6 protein-coding genes and 1 pseudogene are annotated in these 18974 nt (G+C 74.6%); 3 read left to right on the forward strand and 4 right to left on the reverse strand.

Annotated elements, in window-relative coordinates; translation table 11 throughout:
- Positions 1-30: 30 nt before the first annotated feature.
- Both SL103_RS16495 and SL103_RS16500 read right to left on the reverse strand, forming a co-directional pair.
- On the reverse strand, positions 31-3114 hold the full coding sequence (locus SL103_RS16495) for a non-ribosomal peptide synthetase (RefSeq protein ID WP_069569789.1): 3084 nt from the start codon (positions 3112-3114) through the stop codon (positions 31-33).
- Between the two features lie 2 nt (positions 3115-3116).
- Positions 3117-3329 carry a hypothetical protein gene (locus SL103_RS16500; RefSeq protein WP_069569790.1) on the reverse strand — a complete coding sequence of 71 codons (213 nt, stop codon included), beginning with the start codon at positions 3327-3329 and terminating at the stop codon, positions 3117-3119.
- 369 nt (positions 3330-3698) lie between these two features.
- Between SL103_RS16500 and SL103_RS16505 the strand changes: the two genes are divergently transcribed.
- The 3 genes from SL103_RS16505 to SL103_RS16515 are packed head-to-tail and all read left to right on the forward strand — an operon-like array spanning position 3699 to position 15291.
- Positions 3699-6854, forward strand: coding sequence for a non-ribosomal peptide synthetase (locus SL103_RS16505; RefSeq protein ID WP_069569791.1), 3156 nt, complete (start codon positions 3699-3701; stop codon positions 6852-6854).
- A gap of 29 nt (positions 6855-6883) precedes the next feature.
- Complete coding sequence (locus tag SL103_RS16510; RefSeq protein WP_069569792.1) at positions 6884-14017, forward strand: amino acid adenylation domain-containing protein; 7134 nt, start codon at positions 6884-6886, stop codon at positions 14015-14017.
- Positions 14014-15291 carry a cytochrome P450 gene (locus tag SL103_RS16515; RefSeq protein WP_099055424.1) on the forward strand — a complete coding sequence of 426 codons (1278 nt, stop codon included), beginning with the start codon at positions 14014-14016 and terminating at the stop codon, positions 15289-15291. Before SL103_RS16510 ends, SL103_RS16515 begins: the two co-directional genes overlap by 4 nt.
- A 27-nt stretch (positions 15292-15318) precedes the next feature.
- Here the strand turns inward: SL103_RS16515 and SL103_RS16520 are convergent.
- Together SL103_RS16520 and SL103_RS16525 are read right to left on the reverse strand one after the other, a co-directional pair.
- Positions 15319-15957 (reverse strand): annotated as a pseudogene (locus SL103_RS16520) (phosphotransferase); the annotation flags it as partial.
- A gap of 221 nt (positions 15958-16178) precedes the next feature.
- Positions 16179-18647, reverse strand: a complete 2469-nt coding sequence (locus SL103_RS16525; RefSeq protein WP_069569793.1) for a non-ribosomal peptide synthetase — start codon at positions 18645-18647, stop codon at positions 16179-16181.
- Between the last annotated feature and the right edge of the window lie 327 nt (positions 18648-18974).

Consider the following 18974-nt stretch of genomic DNA (forward strand, 5'->3'; position numbering starts at 1 on the left):
GTCCGCTCGGCGGGACCCGCAGGGGCGGCCTCATGCGTCTGTCCGCGGGGCGACCGCGGCGGCCAGCCGGCGGGGCGTGGAGTTGCGGAAGATGTCCCGCAACCGGATGGCGGGGTAGTTCTCCTCGCGCAGCGCGGTGGCCAGCAGCACGGCCTGCACGGAGGTGCCACCGAGGTCGAAGAAGTTGTCGTCGGGGCCCACCGGAAGGCCCAGGACCCGCTCCCAGAGGGCGGCCATGGCCGCCTCGGGCCCCGACTGCTCCGCCGGGGCGGGTGCCGAGGGGGGCTGCGCGGGCCGGGGGTCGGGGAGCAGCGCGGTGTCGAGCTTCCCGTTGGCGGTGAGGGGCAGTTCGGGTACCGCGGTGAGGGTGGCGGGCAGCAGATAGCCGGGCAGTCGCTCGGCGAGCCGCTGCCGGATGTCCGCCAGCTCCCGGGGCGCGTCGGTGACCACGTACGCGTCGATGCGTGCGGTCGCCGGCCCGTCGGGGGCCCGTACCAGGGAGGCGGCCGCCCGTACCCGGTCGTCCTCCAGAAGGGCGTGCCGGATCTCGCCGAGCTCGATGCGGTGCCCGCGGATCTTCACCTGGTCGTCGCGCCGGCCGAGGTACTCGATCTGCCCGTCGGGCAGGAACCGGCCGAGATCGCCGCTGCGGTAGAGGCGGGCACCGGGCGTGCCCGTCAGATCGTCCTCGGGGAAGCGTTCGGCGTTCAGCTCCGGCCGGTCGAGATAGCCCTGGGTGACGCCGGCCCCGCCGACCCAGATCTCACCGGGCACTCCGGGTGCGGCAGGCCGGCCGCGGTCGTCGCGGACATAGAGGTCCCAACCGGGTATCGGCCGCCCGATGGAGCGGCTGCCGCGCAGCGCCTCGGCCCGGTCGACGGGGTGCCAGGTGCAGAAGACGGTGGTCTCGGTGATCCCGTACATGTTGACGGGCCGGCAGACGTCCTCGGGGTAGCGGTCCAGCCAGGGCAGCAGCACCCCCCGGTCGAGGGCCTCCCCGCCGAAGATCAGCAGGCGCACCGCCAGGCCGCCGGCGCGGAACGCCTCGGTGTTCACCAACTGCGCGAAGGCCGACGGGGTCTGGTTGAGCACCGTCACGCCCTCGGCGCGCAGCAGCGCGTGGAACGCCTCCGCGTCGCGGGAGACGTCATAGGGGACGACGACCAGCCGGCCGCCGGTGAGCAGGCACCCCCAGATCTCCCAGACGGAGAAGTCGAAGGCGAGCGAGTGGAAGTACGACCAGACGTCGCGGGCGCCCGGTGCGTACTCCTCACGGGTCGCGGCGAGCAGGGCGGTCACATTGCGGTGGCTGACCCGGACACCCTTCGGGCGACCGGTCGAGCCGGACGTGTGGATGAGGTACGCGGTGGCCTCGGGGCCCACGGCAGGCAGCGGAACACCGGGGTCCTCCGGTGCGGCGTCCGGCGCGACCCGGTGCAGGCCGGGGACGTCCGCGAGCAGGCCGCCCTCGGTGACGACGGTCCGCAGCCCGGTGTCCTCGATGACGAAGGCGAGGCGCTGCGGCGGGTAGTCGGGGTCGAGGGGGACGTAGGCGGCGCCCGCGCGGAGCACGGCGAGCACGGCGGCGATCTGCCCGACGCCCCGGTCGAGACAGACCCCGACCCGGTCACCGGGGCGGACCCCCGATTCGATCAGCGCTTGCGCCAACTGCCGTGAGCGTGCGTCGAGTTCGCCGTAACTGACGCTTTCGTCCCGGCAGACCACGGCGGTGTGCCCGGCGGCCTCGCGCACCCGGTGCGCGAACAGCTCGGTCAGGGCGACCGGCGGATCCGTGAGCCGCGCGCCCCGGCCGGTGGCGAGCAGGGCGGCGAGTTCCCCGTCCGGCAGGGTGTCCACGTCGTCCAGGCGCCGGTCGGGCCGGTCGGTGAAGTGGGTCAGCACCGCCGTGAGTTGGCGGAAGAAGAGGGCGGCGGCCTCCTCGGTGACCAGGGCCCGCTGGTGGCGCAGCAGCATCCGGATGCCGTCCGTGCGCTCGTGCTCCTGGTACAGGCCGAGGGTCAGCGGGAAGTGGGCGGTCCCCAGGCCCTGGTCCTCGTGCGGGACGGCGTGCCGGTCCCCGTCGCGCAGTGCGGGCAGCGTGTCGATGGCCGACACGACCAGCTGGGGCGCGGTGAGGCCGGCCCCCGGCAGCACGGAGGACAGCGGCAGGTCGGCGTCGCGGTACGCCTGCACACCGCGCCGGTGCACCGCCCGCAGGAAGTCCGCCACGGTGGCCTGCCCGTCGAGGCGGACCGGGACCGGAGTGGTGTTGTTGAAGTAGCCGACGGTGGTGGCGTGTGCCGGTGAACGCCGCGAGACGGTGGTGCCGATGACCGGGCGGGCGGCGCCGGAGTTGCGGCCGAGGACGAGGGCCGCCGCGGCGAGGACGGCCGAATAGGGGGTGACGCCCAGTTCGGTGCCGAGGTCGCGGAGGCTCCGGTGCAGCGCGGCGGGCAGCAGTGCCTCGGCGACGCCGCCGCCGGTGGGGGCGGTGCCGCCGGCTCCGGGCGTGTCACCCGCGGCGCCCGCCCAGTCCAGGGAGGGGACGACGTCGGCCGTGGCCAGCTCGGCCCGGATCTCGGCCGCGCGACCGGCGCGCCGGGGCAGCCGGGCGCGGGCCGCGGCCGCCCAGTCGCCCCAGTCGGCGGCGGGCTCGGTGGTCTCGTCCGTCAGGACCCCGCGGGCGATCAGTTCCATGGACCGCCCGTCGACCACGAGGTGGTGGGCGATGAGCACGAGGTCGGCGGTGTCCGGCCCGTACCGGAACAGGACGGCCCGGCACAGCGGCCCCTTGGAGAGGTCCAGGGGCCGGGTCAGCTCCTCGCGCAGCCGCAGGCGGGCGGCCGTGCAGTCCGGTGCGTCCGCGACCTGCAGGGAGCGCAGCAGCGGCGGGTCCGGTGCGGGCTCCAGGAACCATGCCCCGTCGTCCTCGACCACGCGGGAGGCGAGCACGGGGTAGGTCTCGGCCAGGCGCGTGAAGCGCTCGGCGAGCCGGGGCTCGTCGGCCGGACCGGTGATCCGGTAGACGCAGTTCACGAGATAGGTCGAGGGGTCCTCGGCGGCCTGGTCGGCCGTGTAGAGGTCGACCTGATGGGGGGACAGCTCCCAGCGCACGGTCAGCTCCCCGCGACGTCGGCGGTGAGCAGGCGGGCGATCGCGCCGGCCCCGTCGGCCTCCAGGACGTCGAGGTACTCGACCTCCCGGCCGGTCAGCTCGTAGAGCCGACTGCTCAGCAGGACCGCGCGGAACGAGTCCCCGCCGTTCTCCAGGAATCCTTTACCGAGATCTGCACCGTTCCCGAGGATTTCTTTCCAGAGATTCTCCGCCACTTCAGCCGAATTTTCGGAGGAGGGCACGGAGGGGTCAGCATCGAATTCCATTGGACAGCCCCCGAATTCTATGAGTCCGAATTCCCCGCTTCTGTGCCAATGTTCGGTCACAGGGTGTGTTACCGGGGGGTGGTCGGCTCCATCCAGTTTCCACGGCCGCCGGGCCCAATTACCCGCCACAGCGGTTTGGTTGACGCTACAGCGCCGCCGGGAAGATGATCAATGTGATCTAGATCACTGTGTCGCGCTTCTTGAATTCCCCCGCTTTGTGTGCGGCGTCGCCCCCAGAATTCTTCTTGACAGGGCCAAACGGCCTCCATAGCCTGGCGCGACTAATTCCGGTGAGGATTTCAGTCGGGGGGCTGTTCGGTGACGAGCATTGACGATCCCGGGAATACGGTCAGGCCGGCCGACTCGGGACAGACCCGGTTTTTTCTGCTCGACCAGCAGGGCGGCAGAGCGACGACACTGCTCCAGCACATCCGCATCGACGGCCCCGTCGACCTCGAACGGATGGCCGCGGCCGCGAGGGCGGTCTGCGCGGCACAGCCCGCGCTGCGGACGTCACTGCACCCGACGGCGGAGGGGCTCGCCCAGCGCACCCACCCCGTCACCGACGTCGACGTCCGGACCGGGCGGGCGGACGACGAGGGCGCCCTCGGCGGATGGATCGACGAGGCCCGCGCCCCGTTCCCGCACGGCGCAGGACCGCTGTGCCGGATCCGGCTCGTCGGTGCCCCCGGGGGCGCGCACTGCCTCGTCGGCGTGCACCACGCCGTGTTCGACGAGGACTCCGCGGCCATCCTGCTGCGGCAGCTCGCCCACGCGTACACCGAGGGGCCCGAGGCGCTCCCCGTCGCCGCCACGCACCGGCCCCCGCAGCGGCCCGAACGCCGCGCGGCCCTCCACGCGTTCTGGGCCGACCACCTCGCCGGCGCGCCCGCGGACACCGCCCTGCCGGCCCTCGCGACCGAGCCGGGTGCCGGGCACGGCGCGGTGTCCCTGCCGCTCGACGCCGAACTCACCGCCGCACTGCACCGACAGGCCCGGGAGAGCGGGGCCACGCCCTTCGCGCAGCTGCTCGCCGCCGTCGCCGTGGTCGTCGGCTGGTACAGCGATTCCGAGGACATCGTGCTCGCCACCGTCGCCACCACCCGCGCCGCGGCGGACGACGACGTCATCGGCTGTCTCCAGAACACCCTGCCGGTACGCCTGCCGCTGCACGGCGCCGACACCGGCACGGTGCTCGACCGGACCGTCGACGCGCTGTTCGACGCCCTCGACCACTGCGACCTGCCCCTTGAGGACATCCTCACCGCGTCGGGAACGCCCCGCCGCCCCGGCCGGACCCCGCTGACGCAGATCATCTGCACCCAGGCCACCGCACCCGCCCCGTTGACCACCGGCGACCTGCGGTGGCAGCTCGTACCGGCCGACGAGGTACGCAGCGAGTACGGCCTCTCCGTCACGCTCCAGCAGGAGTCCTCGGCTGCCCTCGCCCTGACGGTCGGTTACGACCGCGCCGCGCTGCCCGCGGCCTCGGCGCGCCGCTTCGCCGAGCATCTGGCCGGGGCGCTCGCGGCGTTCGGCACCGCGCCCGCGGTCCCGCTCACCGCGCTGCGCCTGTACGACCCGGTTGCACCGGCCTCCGCCCCCACCGGAGCGGCCGACACCGGCCCGGCGGTGCCCGAGCTGATCGCCGGGCACGCCCGGCGCACACCCGACGCCGTCGCCCTGATCGCGGGGACCGAGCGGGTGTCCTACGCCGAACTCGACCGCCGGGTGGGGGAATTGGCCGCCGCGCTGATCGAAGCCGGTGTGCGGCCCGGCGACCGGGTCGGCGTGTGCCTGCCGAGGACGGCGGACCTGCTCGTGGCCCTGGTCGCCGCATGGCGGGCGGGTGCGGCCTACCTGCCGCTGGACCCCGGCTACCCGGAGGGCCGGCTCCGGCTGATGGTCGAGGACGCCCGCCCGTCCGTGGTCATCGGCGACGCCCCGGCCGCGCGGCTCCTGGCGGCCACCGGCGTCCGGCTGGTCGCCCCCGACGCCGTGGCCGGCCGCGCGCCGGGCCGGTGGCCGGTGCCCGCACCGCAGGACCCCGCCTATGTCATCCACACCTCCGGCTCGACCGGCAGGCCCAAGGGCGTGATCGTCCGTCACGAGAACCTGGCCGCGCTGTTCGCGGCCTTCGCGCGGGAACTCCCCGAGCCGCCCCAGGTCTCGGTCGCCGGCGCGAGCATCTCCTTCGACATCAGCGTGCTGGAGCTGTTCTGGCCGCTCGCCACCGGCCGCACGGTGCTGCTGACCAGTCACCGGCAGGTCGCCGACGCGGAGGTGCCGCGCGGCGCGCTCTACCAGTGCACCCCCACCATGGCCCGGATCCTGGCCGACGACCCGGCCGGCCGGCGGCTGCTCGGCGGCCTCGCGGTCCTGTTCGTGGGCGGCGAACCGCTGGCCCGCGACCTGGCCGACCGGCTGACCGACCTGGTGCCGGGCCCGGTGTTCAACTGCTACGGCCCGACCGAGACCACCGTCTGGTCGACGGTGTGGCGGGTCCGGCCCCAGGTACCCGTGCACATCGGCCGTCCGCTGGCCGGCGAGGAGTGCCGGGTGGTCGACGCCCACGGCCGCCCGCTGCCACCCGGCGTCCCCGGCCGGCTGCTGATCCTCGGGGCGGGGGTGGGCTCGGGCTACTGGCAGCGGCCGGACCTGACCGCCGAGCGCTTCGCCCCGTACGACGGCCGCAGCAGCTACGACACCGGGGACCTGGCCGTCCTCGACCCCGAGGAGGGGCTGCGCTTCCTCGGCCGGGCCGACACCCAGGTCAAGATCCTCGGCCAGCGCATCGAACTCGACGAGATCGAGACCGTGTTGCGGACCCACCCCGCCGTCCAGGAGGCCGCGGTCACCGTCACCGGCGACGGCACCGCGGTCACCGCCTGCCTGATCCCCACCGACCCGGCGGGCGCACCCGGTACCGGGGGCCCGGCACCGGCGCCGGCCGAACTCGCCGAGGCACTCCGCCGGCACGCGGCCGTCTCGCTCGTGCCCGCGATGATCCCGGCCGGCTGGCTGCTGGTCGAGGCGCTGCCCCAGCTGCCCAACGGGAAACTGGACCGCGCCGCGGTGGCCCAATGGGCGGCCGGGGCGCCGCCGGCGGCGCCCGCACCCGCGCCGGCCGAGCCGTCGGCGGGGCCGCTCTCCGACCGGGCCACCGAGGTGGTCCGGCGCGCCTGGGAACACGTCCTCGGCGCCCCCGTCCACGGCCTGGACACCCACTTCTTCGACCTGGGCGGCACCTCCGGACAGATCGTGCGGGTGCTCGCCCTCCTCCAGAACCCGTACCCGCAGCTCACCACGGCCGACCTCTTCCGCTACACCACCGTCCGTGCCATCGCCCGCCATGTCGACGCGACCGGCGAGGACGGCGGGGGAGCCCCGGGAGGCTCCCGGCCCGTGGTGCGTGCCGCCGCCCGGACGCAGGCCCTCAGCGGCTGGCGCCGGCGAACCGAACGATCTCGATAGCAGACCGGTGACAGAAGGGCCGACGATCAGTGAGCACCCATGAGGCGGACCGGGCAGCTGCACCGGAAGGAGCGCGTCCGGCCCGTACGGTCCCGGCGACGCCACTGCAGCAACAGCTCTACCTCGCCTACGAACTGACCGAGGACCACGCCCCCCACCACCTGGCGCTGGACCTCACCCTCGACGGCGTGCCCGACGCGACGGCACTGCGGTCGGCGCTGGACGAGGTGGTCGAGCACCACGAGGCACTGCGCACCCGCTTCCGCTTCGAGGGCACGACGCTGGTGCAGTCGGTCGCCGACCACCTGCCGCCGCTGTGGGAGACCACCGACCACCCCGGTGCCGAACCCGCCGGCTCCGCGGACGCGCCGGGCCGGCCGTTCGACCTCGAACACGGGCCCCTGGTACGCGCCACCGCACACCGCACCGGCGCGGCCGCGCTCCGGCTGCGGGTCACACTCCCGCGCCTCGTCGCCGACGAGCGGTCCGCCGACCTCCTGCTGGACGACCTGCTGGCCACCTACGGCGCCCGCCTCGCCCCGCACGCCCCGGCACCCGAGCCGCCCAAGCGCCAGTTCGGCGACCGGTCCGCGGAACCGCTCGACACCCCCGGGCCGCCCCCGGAGCCCGGCGAGGACCTCCCCGTACCGGAACTCCCGCTGACCACCGGCCGCACGACCGGGCAGCCGCACCGGGTGCCGCTGCCCGCCGGGGCACTGCCCGCGCTCGACGCGCTGTGCACCGCCACCGGCACCCCGCTCGCCGACGGGCTGCTCGCGGCACTCGCCGTCCTGCTCCAGCGCTACACCGACGCCGACGACCTGCTGCTCGCCGCGCCGGGCCCCGACGGCCGCGGCGACGACTTCGCGAGGACCATCGGCCCGTTCGCCGGACCGGCGACCGTGCACGTCCCCCTCGCCGGCAACCCCGACTTCCGCACCCTGCTCGGCCGGCTGCGGCGCCTGCCCCCGCGCGACACCTCCACCGACTGGTCGCAGCAGGAACAGCCCCCGCTCCCGGTGGGCTTCGCGCTGCGCGAGCCGTACCCCACCGGCCGGGAACTGCCCGGAGGCGGCACGGTCACCCGGCACGCGACGCCCGAGGCGCACGGCCACGCACTGCGCGTCGTGGTGACGACCGACGGCGTGGCCCACTTCGAGAGCGCCTGGCCGGACTGGATGAGCGAGCAGTTCGCCCGGCACTTCACCGAGTTGCTGAGCGAACTCGTCGCCCGCCCGGACCACCCGGTGCACGACCTGGCGCTGAGCCCCTCCGAAGCGGAAGCCGGAACACCCGACGCCGCAACGGAAGCCGGCGCCGCCGGCAGCCCCGAGGAGGAGGACGCGGCCACCGTCCTGGAGCGCTTCGCCCGCCACGCGGCGCTGCGCCCCGACGCGGTGGCCGTCAGCCACGGGGACACCCACCTCACCTACGGCGCGCTCGACCGGCGCGCCAACCAACTCGCGCGGCACCTGAGGGCCCTGGGCGTCGGCCCCGAAACCCTCGTCGGCCTCGCCGCCGAGCGCTCCCCGGACCTCGTCGTGGCGATACTGGGCATCCAGAAGGCCGGCGGGGCCTACGTACCGCTGGACCCGGCGTACCCCGACGCCCGGCTGGCGTACATCCTGCGGGACGCCGCGCTGGCCCATGTGGTCGTCCAGGGCCGCCCCGGTGGCTGGCTGGACGGATTCACCGGCACCGTGGTCCGCCTCGACGAGGACGCCGCGGCCCTGGCCGCCCTCCCGGACGAGCCGCCCGCCCACCGGCCCGCACCCGAGGACCTGGCGTACGTCATCCACACCTCGGGTTCCACGGGAGAGCCCAAGGGCACCCTCGTCACGCACCGCAACGTCGCCCGGCTCCTCACCGCCACCCGGCCCTGGTTCGGCTTCGGCGAGGACGACGTCTGGACGCTGTTCCACTCGTACGCCTTCGACTTCTCGGTGTGGGAGCTGTGGGGCGCACTGGCCCACGGCGGACGCCTCGTCGTCGTTCCGCACGAGGTCAGCCGTTCCCCCGAGGACTTCCTGCGACTGCTGCGCACCGAGCGCGTCACCGTCCTCAACCAGACCCCGTCGGCCTTCGCCCTGCTGCTGCGCGAGGAACTCCGGGCGGCGCCGCGGCCTCCGCTCGCCCTGCGCTACGTCGTCTTCGGCGGCGAGGCACTGGACCCGCGCGCGCTCCGCCCGTGGTTCGAGCGCCACCCGGACGGCCCGCAGCTGGTCAACATGTACGGCATCACCGAGACCACCGTGCACGTCACCTACCGGCCGATCCGCAAGGAGGACACCGACAGCGACAGCAGCGTGATCGGTGTGCCGATCCCGGACCTGAGCCTGGACCTGCTCGACCGCAGGGGCCGGCCGGTGCCGACCGGCGTCACCGGTGAACTCCACGTACGGGGCGCCGGCCTGGCCCGCGGCTACCTGCGCCGGCCGGAACTCGACGCGGCCCGCTTCCACACCCTCCCCGGCGGGCGGGCCTACCGCACCGGCGACCTGGCCCGCCGGCTGCCGACCGGCGAACTGGAGTACCGCGGCCGCATCGACGACCAGGTGAAGATCCGCGGCTACCGGATCGAGCCCGGCGAGATCGAGGCGGCGCTGGCCGGCCACCCGGACGTCGCCGAGGCCCTGGTGACCGCCGAACCGGACCACACCGGCGAGCGCCGCCTCGTCGGCTACGCGGTCTCCGCCCGCACCGGCCTGGGAGTCGCCGAACTGCGCACCCACGTGGCCGGCGTGCTGCCCACCCACATGATCCCCGCCGCCTTCGTGGTGCTGGACCGCTTCCCGCTCACCGTCAACGGCAAGGTCGACCGACGGCGGCTGCCCGCCCCCGACCGCCCCACCGGCGCCCCCGCCACCGCCTCCGCCAACCGGGCCGAGGAGATCCTCGTCCAGGTCTGGAGCGAGGTGCTCGGAGTCGACGGCGTGGGCACCGACGAGAACTACTTCCTCCTCGGCGGCGACTCGATCCGCACCGTCGCGATCCTCGGCCGCGCCCGCGAACTCGGCCTGGAATTCGAGCTCCAGGACCTGCTGCGCCACCAGACGATCCGGGAACTGGCCCCGCACACCACCCTCGGCACCCCGGGAGCCGGCCGCCGGGACCACCGCCCGCTGGCCCTCCTCTCCGCCGCCGACCGCGCCCTGCTGCCGGCCGACGTCGAGGACGCCTACCCGCTCTCCCGCCTGCAGGCCGGCATGCTCTACCACAGCGGCCTCAACGCGGCCGAACGGATCTACCACAACGTGGCGGGCTACCACCTCAGGGCCGGCTGGTCCGAGTCCGCCTGGCGGTCCGCCCTGGACTCGATGCTCGCCGACCACCCCGTCCTGCGGACCTCCTTCGACCTGGACACGTACGGCGAACCGCTCCAGCTGGTGCACCGCGAGGTCCCCGCGCCGCTCACCTTCGAAGACCTCCGCCGGCTGTCCGCCGCCGACCGGCAGGCCGCCATGGACCAGCGGTTCGAGGACGAGAAGCGCCGGGAGTTCTCGTGGGGACGGGCCCCGCTGATCCGCTTCCACCTCCAGCGGCTCACCGACGAGACCTTCGAGCTGTGGGTGACCGAACACCACGTGATCCTCGACGGCTGGAGCGAACGCTCCCTGATCACCGAGCTGTTCGAGCGCTACCTCGGTCTGCTCGGTGGTTCCCGGGAACCGTTCCGGGAGCCACCCCGGGCACACTTCGGCGCCTTCATCGCCGAGGAGCAGGCGGCCATCGCCTCGGACGAGCACCGGGCCTTCTGGGCCGGTGAACTGGCCGGCAGCGACTTCGGCGCCCTGCCGCGACTCGTCCCGCCCGGCGACCGGCCCGACATGCGCCTCACCCCCGTCGAGCTGCCCGCCGAGGTCTCCGAGGGCGTGGCCCGGTGCGCCCGCCGGGTCGGCGTCCCCGTCCGCACCGTGCTGCTCGCCGTCCACGCGCACGTCATCGGCCTGCTGACCGGCAGCACGGACGTCGTCACCGGCGTGGTCCACAACGGCCGCACCGAGGACCGGGACGGCGACCGCGTCCTCGGCATGTTCCTCAACACCCTGCCGTTCCGCGCCCGGCTCGACAGCGGCAGCTGGGACGACCTGGTCGCCGCGGTGGGCCGCACCGACATCGACATCCAGCGGCACCGCCGCTACCCCATGCCCGAGATCCGCCGGGCGCTCGGCGGCCGGGAGCTGTTCGAGACGTTCTTCAACTTCACCCGCTTCAGCGTCTACCGGTCCGTCCTGGAGCGGTCCGACGAGCTGGAGGTCCTCGACGAGCGGCGGATCACCAACACCAGCATCCCGTTCGGCGCCGAGTTCGCCCAGGACCTCACCTCGTCCGAGGTCAACCTCCATCTCCGGCACGACGCCGCCCAGTTCACCGACGAACAGGTGCGGCTGATCGGCGGCTACTACCGCCGCGCGCTCACCGCCCTGGCGACCACCCCGCAGCACCGCCACGAGCGCACCGTCCTGCTCTCCGCCGAGGAACTGCGCCAACTCGACGGATGGCACGGTGACTCCCGCCCCCGCAGCGCCGACCGCCCCTTCCCCCGGATGCTGGAGGAACGGGCCCAGGCGCAGCCGGCCGCCCCGGCCGTCATCTGCGGCCGCACCGTGCTCGACTACGCGGAACTCAACGCCCGGGCCAACCGCCTCGCCCGCGAACTCCTCGCCCACGGCGTGCAGACCGGGGGGATCGTGGCGCTCTCCGCACCCCGCTCCGTCGACCTGCTGGTCGCCATGATCGCCGTACTCAAGGCCGGCGCCGCCTACCTGCCCATCGACCCCGCCTATCCGGCCGAGCGGATCGCGCTGCTGCTCGACGACGCCGCCCCCGCCCTGCTGCTGACCACCCTCGACACCGCCGGCGCGCTGCCCGCCGACGGCACCCCGCGGCTGGTGCTCGACGAGCCGGCGACCCTGCGGCGGCTCGCCGGCCGCTCCGACGCCGACCTCACCGACGACGAACGCACCCGGCCGCTGCGCCCCGCCGACCCGGCCTACCTCATCTACACCTCCGGCTCCACCGGCCGGCCCAAGGGCGTGATCGTCTCGCACGCCAACATGGCCGACCTGATGGCCTGGATCGCCGGATTCCTCGGCCCCGACGGCCTGGACCGGGTGCAGGCCACCACCTCGGTCAGCTTCGACGTCTCGATCTTCGAGATCTTCGGGCCGCTCGCCGCCGGCGGCACCGTACGGCTCCACCGCGACCTGCTCGCCCTGGGCGAACCGGAGGCCCTGGCAGCCGGCCCGATCACCGCACCCGCCCTGGTCAGCGGCGTCCCGTCGGTCTTCACCGGCCTCCTGCCGCGGCTGGACCCGCAGGTGACCGCCGGCACCGTCGTGCTCGCCGGTGAGGCGCTCAGCGCCCCGGTCGCCAACGAGATCGCGGCGGCCTTCCCCGGCGCCCGGATCGCCAACATCTACGGCCCCAGCGAGGCACCGGTGTACGCCACCGCCTGGCTCGGCACCGGCCCCTTCGACACCGCCCCACCGATCGGGCGGCCCTCCTGGAACACCCGGGCCTACGTCCTCGACCACGGCCTGCGCCGGGTGCCGCCCGGCGTCCCGGGCGAGCTCTACCTCGGCGGGCCGGGCCTGGCCACCGGCTACCTCGGTCGCCCCACGCTGACCGCCGAACGCTTCCTCGCCGACCCGTACGGCGAACCCGGCGCGCGGATGTACCGCACCGGAGACCTCGTGCGCCGGCGCCCCGACGGCGAGCTGGAGTTCCTCGGCCGGCTCGACGACCAGGTGAAGATCCGCGGCTTCCGGATCGAGCTGGGCGAGGTGGAGGCGGCGGTCCGCGACCACCCCGAGGTCGCGCAGGCCGCCGTCGTCGTACGGGAGGACCGGCCCGGGGACCAGCGGCTCGTCGCCTACGCCGTCCGCACCCCCGGCGCCACCGCCGCCGCCCTCGACCTGCGCCGCCACGTCGAGCACCGGCTGCCCCGGCACATGGTGCCGCGCGTCGTCGTACTGGACGCCCTGCCGCTCACCCCCAACGGCAAGCTCGACCGGCGCGCCCTGCCGGCGCCGGAAGCGGAGACCGTCGCACCCGGCGGGGCCGGCCGGGCCCCGCGCACGCCCCTGGAGGCCCAACTGCTCGCCCTCTTCGCCGAGGTGCTGGGCCTCGACCTCAGCGGCCCCGAGGGCGCCGGCCGGCTGGGCATCGACGACAGCTTCTTCGAACGCGGCGGACACTCCCTGCTCGCCTTCCGCCTCGCCGGTCGGGTGCGCAGCGCCCTCGGCGCCGACCTCGGCATCGCCACGCTCTTCCGTACGCCCACCGTCGCCGGCATCGCCGCGCTGCTGACCGACCCCGACCGGCCCACCGACCCGTCCGACGCGCTGGACGTCCTGGTGCCGCTGCGCCCGCACGGCGCCCGCGAGCCACTGTTCTGCGTCCATCCCGGCGTCGGCATCGGCTGGGTCTACTCCGGGCTGCTGCGTCACCTGGACGCCGACCGCCCGGTGTACGCCCTCCAGTCACGCGGGCTCGACGGCTCCCGGCCACCGGCCGCGGACCTGGCGGAGATGGCCCGCGACTACGTCGCCCGGCTGCGCACCGTCCAGCCGCACGGCCCGTACCACCTCCTCGGCTGGTCCATGGGCGGGATCGTCGCGCACGAGACGGCCCGGCTGCTGCGGGCCGACGGCGAGGAGGTCGCCCTGCTGGCACTGCTCGACGCGTACCCCCGGCTCCCCGGCGCCCGGCCGGTGGACCATGACGAACCGGAGGCGCTGGCCGAGGTCCTGCACTCGCTCGGCCTCCGGCAACCGGACGACGTCACCCTCACACCCGAGTCGGCACTGCGCCTGCTCAAGGAGCACGGCAGCGCGCTCGCCACGCTCGGCTCCCGGCAACTGTCCGCGGTGGCCACCGTCTTCACGCACAACGTCAACGCCCAGCGCCGGCACGACTCCCGGCCGCTCGACGCGGACCTGCTGTTCTTCGAGGCGACCGAGGACAAGGGCCCGGACCCCGAACGGCCGGCCAACTGGGCGCCGTACGTCCGCGGGCGGATCGACAGCCATCCGGTCGCCTGCCGGCACGGCGACATGCTCGCGCCCGAGCCGCTGGCCCAGATCGCCGCCGTCCTCGCCGCACGCCTCCGCGCACTGCCCGTGGCGCCCGCGCCGACCACCCCTCAGGAGACCAGGTGAACAGGCCGCTCGCAGACACCCACCGGGACGCCGGGACCGGCACGACGACACCGCGTCACACCATCCCGTTCGGGCTGATCGACCCCGCGGTCCACCAGGACCCGGACGCCTGCGACGCCTGGCGCACCCTCCGGGACAGCCACCCGGTCTCCTGGTGCGAGGCCGAGGGCGACCGCCCCGGCTTCTGGGTGATCACCCGCTACCAGGACATCGCCGCGGTCTACCGGGACACCGCCCGGCTCAGCTCCGAGCAGGGCAACATGCTCGACACGCTGCTCACCGGCGGCGACTCCGCGGGCGGCCGGATGCTGGTCGTCACCGACCCGCCCCGGCACTCCGCGGTGCGCAAGGTACTGCAGGGCGCCTTCTCCGCCCGGGCCATGGCGCAGGTCGCCGACAGCGTCCGGACCGCGACCAGGGACCTGGTGGCGGCCGTCGTCGACGCGGGCGGCGGCGACTTCGTCGCCGATGTCGCCGCCCAGATCCCGCTCATGGCCATCTGCGAACTGCTCGACGTGCCGCCCGCCGACCGCGCGCTGATGCTCGACCTGACCATGGCGGCGATGGGCGCGGACGGCACCGCCGAGGCCGCCGAGGCGGCGGCCGACGCCCAGGAGGACATCCTGCTCTACTACGCCGGACTGCTGCCCGGCCGCCGGGAGTTCCCGGGCGGGGACGTGGTCAGCCTGCTGGCGAACGGCGAGGCCGGCGGCAAGCCGCTCAGCGACGCCGAAGTGCTGCTGAACTGCTACAACATCATCATCGGCGGCGACGAGACCACCCGGCTGTCCTCCGCCGGTGCCGTACTGGCCCTGATCGACCACCCCGAGCAGTGGCAGCGCCTGCGCGAGGACGAGGGCCTGCTCGACTCCGCCGTCGAGGAGGTGCTGCGCTGGACGACGCCGGTGACACACCTCGGCCGGACCGCCACGACGGACCTCACCCTGCGCGGCTGCGACATCGCGGCGGGGGACATCGTCACCCTCTGGAACACCTCCGCCAACCGCGACCCGGACGTCTTCGCGGACCCCTACCGCTTCGACGTCTCCCGCACCCCGAACCGGCACCTGACCCTCGGCCACGGCCCGCACTTCTGTCTCGGCGGCCCGCTGGCCAGGGTCGAACTCCGGGTCATGCTGGCGGAGTTGCGGAACCAGGTCGGCGGTCTGGAGCTCGCCGGGCCGGTCGAGCGGATCAGGTCCAGCTTCCTGACCGGCGTCAGCCGACTGCCGATCCGCTGCACCGCCGCCGGCCCGACGGCCTCCTCCTCGTGAACGCGCCCATCTCCCGAAAACGGATCCTCAGCCGGTGAGCGCCGCGGTGATCCGGCCGGTGGTCTGCGCGGCGACCCGGCGGCTGACGGCGGCGTAGGAGGTGTAGGTGTTCAGGCCGGTGGCCGGCGCCCAGCCGCGGCCCCGGCGCCAGGTGGCGTCGTCCACGCCGAGCGCTTCGCGGAAGACGGTCCGGCTCCCGGCGGACATCAGGGTGAAGGCGATGGTCAGGTCGCGGGCCGGGTCGCCGACCCCGAGCCCGCCGAAGTCGAGGACCGCGCTGAGGCGGCCGTCGACGGTCAGCAGGTTGCCGGTGTGGAAGTCCCCGTGGAACCAGACCGGCGGGCGCTCTCATCCGGGGGCGTCCAACGCCGCGTCCCACAGCCGGGTCATGGCCGCGGCGTCGAACACGCCGCCGGTCCGCGCGATGGCGGCCCGCGTCGCGCGGTCCCGGTCGGCCGGCGACCCGGCGGTGAGGTCCCCGCGGGCGGCCCCCGCCGGGACGTTCCCGGGGACGAACCGCTGCAGGGCGAGGAGGAACTCGGCCAGTCGGACGGCGGTCCCGGACGACCCGGCCAGTGCCTCGGCGGTCGCCACCCGGCCGTCCAGCCAGCGGGACACCGCCCCCGGCCACGGATAGCCGAAGGCGGGCTCGCCCACTGCCACCGGCCGGGTCGACCAGCTGGAGAGGCAGCGTCGGCATCGATCGCGGGGCGGGATGCCGCGGTTCTTCGCGTCGTCAAGGGCGGCTCCTGCGGTCGGCCCGCGCCGAGCCGCGGGCAGTCCGGGCCATCACACTGCCCGCGGACGCGCTCGTGGATCGGATTTCGCCCCCGGCCGGGGCATCCGCCCGCCCCGGTGGGACTCGTCCCCGCCCGGCGGCACCGGTCCTACTCCGGCCCCGTTGACGGCGGTACGGTGCCGGGCTCGCCGGCCGTGTCCCGGAGGTTCGCGGCCAGCTTCCGCAGCGTCGGATAGCGGTACAGGTCGACCAAGGTGACCTCCGGCACCTGCGTCATGCTGCGCAGGGCCTTCATCGAGTCGCCGCCCAGGGCGAAGAAGTCGTCGTCCCGCCCGATCGCCTCGACCCCCAGGACCTCGCGCCAGGCCGCGGCGATCCGCTCCTCCCACGGGCCGCTGGGCGCCTCCTCCTCGGGCACGCCGCCCTCCTGCCGCCGGCCCCGCGGGGAGGGCGGCGCGGGGAGCGCCTTGCGGTCGAGTTTCCCGTTCGGGCTCAGCGGCATGGCGGGCAGCACCAGCACCGTACCGGGCACCATATGGGCCGGCAGCCGGGTCGCGAGCCGGCCGCGGACCTCCTCGGGGTCGAGGTCCTCGCCCTCGCGCGGCACCGTGTAGCCGACCAGGGCGGGCGCGCCCGTCCGGTCCGGCCGCGCCGCCACCGCGGCTTCCTTGACCCGGGGGTGGTCCCGGAGCACCGACTCGATCTCGGTCAGCTCCACCCGCAACCCGTGGATCTTGACCTGGAGGTCGGTGCGGCCGAGGAGTTCGATCAGCCCGTCGGCACCGAACCTGGCCAGATCACCGGTGCGGTACAGCCGCTCGTCGGTGACCGGGCCGTACGACCAGCGCAGGAAGCGCTCGGCGGTGAGGTCGGGCAGGTCCAGGTAGCCCACCGCGAGGCCGTCGCCCGCGAGGTACAACTCGCCGGCCACCCCCGGCGGAACGGGCCGCAGCGCCTCGTCCAGGATGTACGTCCGCTGGTTGGCCATCGGCCGGCCGTACGGGATGCTGGTCCAGGCGGGGTCGGTCGCCTCGACCTCGTAGAGCGTCGAGTAGATCGAGGCTTCGGTGGCCCCGCCGAGGGAGACGAACCGGGCGTCCGGCGCGAACTGCCGCGTCCGGTCGGGCATCTTCACCGGGATCCAGTCCCCGGCGAGCATGATCAGCCGCAGGGTGCCCAGTGGCGAGGGACCGTCTGCGGCGGTGCGCTCGACGTGTTCGAGGACCAGGTCCAGCAGGGCCGGCGCGGTGTTCCAGACGGTGACGCCGTGCCGCGCGGCCAGTTCCGCCCAGTGGCCCGGGTCCTTGGCCCGGCCCGGCGCCGGAAGCACCAGGGTGCCGCCGGCCGCGGTCATGCCGAGGAACTCGTAGACCGACATGTCGAAACTCGGGGAGGACAGCCCGAGCACGCTGTCGCCGGCGGCCACGCCGAAGCGGGTGTTGAGGTCCGCGATGTTGTTCAGCACGCCGCGGTGGCGCAGCGCGATCGGCTTGGGGCGGCCCGTGGAGCCCGAGGTGTGGATCACGTAGCAGAGGTTGTCCGGGCCGGCCACCGGCTCCGGCGCGTGGTCCGGCCGGGCGGCCAGGGCCGCGGCGTCGCGGTCCAGCAGCACGAGGTGGCCGCGCACGACGGGGTGCTCGCCGTCGGTCAGGGTGGCGGCCTGCTCGGCCCGGCTGATCAGGGCCACGCAGGAGGCACCGGTGATCATCGTGGTCAGCCTGGCCCGGGGGTACGCGGGGTCGAGCGGCACGTAGGCGCCACCGGCCTTGAGCACACCGAGCACGGCGACGAGCAGGTCGGGCGACGGGCCGAGGAAGAGGCCGACCCGGTCGTCCGGACCGACGCCGAGGCCCCGCAGGTGGTGGGCCAGCCGGTTGGCCGCGGTATCGATCTCCCGGTACGTCAGCCGGTCGGCGCCCCGGACCACGGCGACCGCCGCCGGCGTCTGCCGGGCCCGCTCCTCGAACACCTCGTGCAGACACGCGTCCTCGTGGGGCAGCGCGGTGGCGGTGTCGTTCCAGTCCAGGAGGAACCGGCGCTGCTCGGCCTCGGTGAGCAGGGTGAGTTCCGCCAGCGGCCGGTCCGGGTGGCGTACGCCGTCGGTGAGCAGCTGCCCGTAGTGGGCCAGCAGCCGCTGCGCCGTCGCCGGATCGAAGAGCCGGTCGTCGAAGTGGAGCGCGGCCCAGCGGGACCCCTCCTCCACCGCGGGCAGCACCAACTGGGCCTCGTACGGCGGGTCGTCGGGGGCCACCGCGGGGGCGCCGCCGACGCGGACGCCGAGGCGGGCGGGCTCCGGTCCGGGACGGGCCACCGCACCGGCCTCACCCGCCAGACCGCGGAACGTGCTCCCGCCGGTGACCGAAAGGCGCAGCAGCGCCTCCTTGCCGCCCTCCTGGACGGCCCGGAACTCCACGTGGTTCTCCCCGGAATACCGGTGGACCAGCGCGGCGAATGCCGCGAGCAGCACATTCTCCGGGGTGGACGCGCAGGATGCCGCCACGGCGCCCACGGCACCGTCGTACAGACCGGGTATCTCCAGGCGCACCACCGCCCGGCACGCCGGATCGTCGACGCCGCGGGGCCGGTCCGTGGGGAGTTGGGCGGCATGCGAGGACAATGACCGTCTCCTGTCTCAGAGTTTCTCGACATCGCGGGTGCACTCGGCGGTGGACGATCGACGGGGCGCGGCTGCGCACCGCGGCCGGGTCGGGAACCTCCGAGTCCGGGGAACGGCTGCCGACTCAGGGGCCAATCCGGGCTGCGCGCCCGGCTGTTGGGACAGTATCCGGCCACGATCACCGCCACAATGTGGCGGGCGTCACATCCCGCGGCCGGGTGCTGCCGCATAATCTTGGGGCCTCCCCGAGGGGGCCTCGACGTTGACGAACTCGGGGGTTTCCGTCGCCGTCCCCCTGTCGCGCGGCAACGCACCGACCGGTCCGAA

Source organism: Streptomyces lydicus (genome assembly GCF_001729485.1).
Taxonomy (GTDB): domain Bacteria; phylum Actinomycetota; class Actinomycetes; order Streptomycetales; family Streptomycetaceae; genus Streptomyces; species Streptomyces lydicus_D.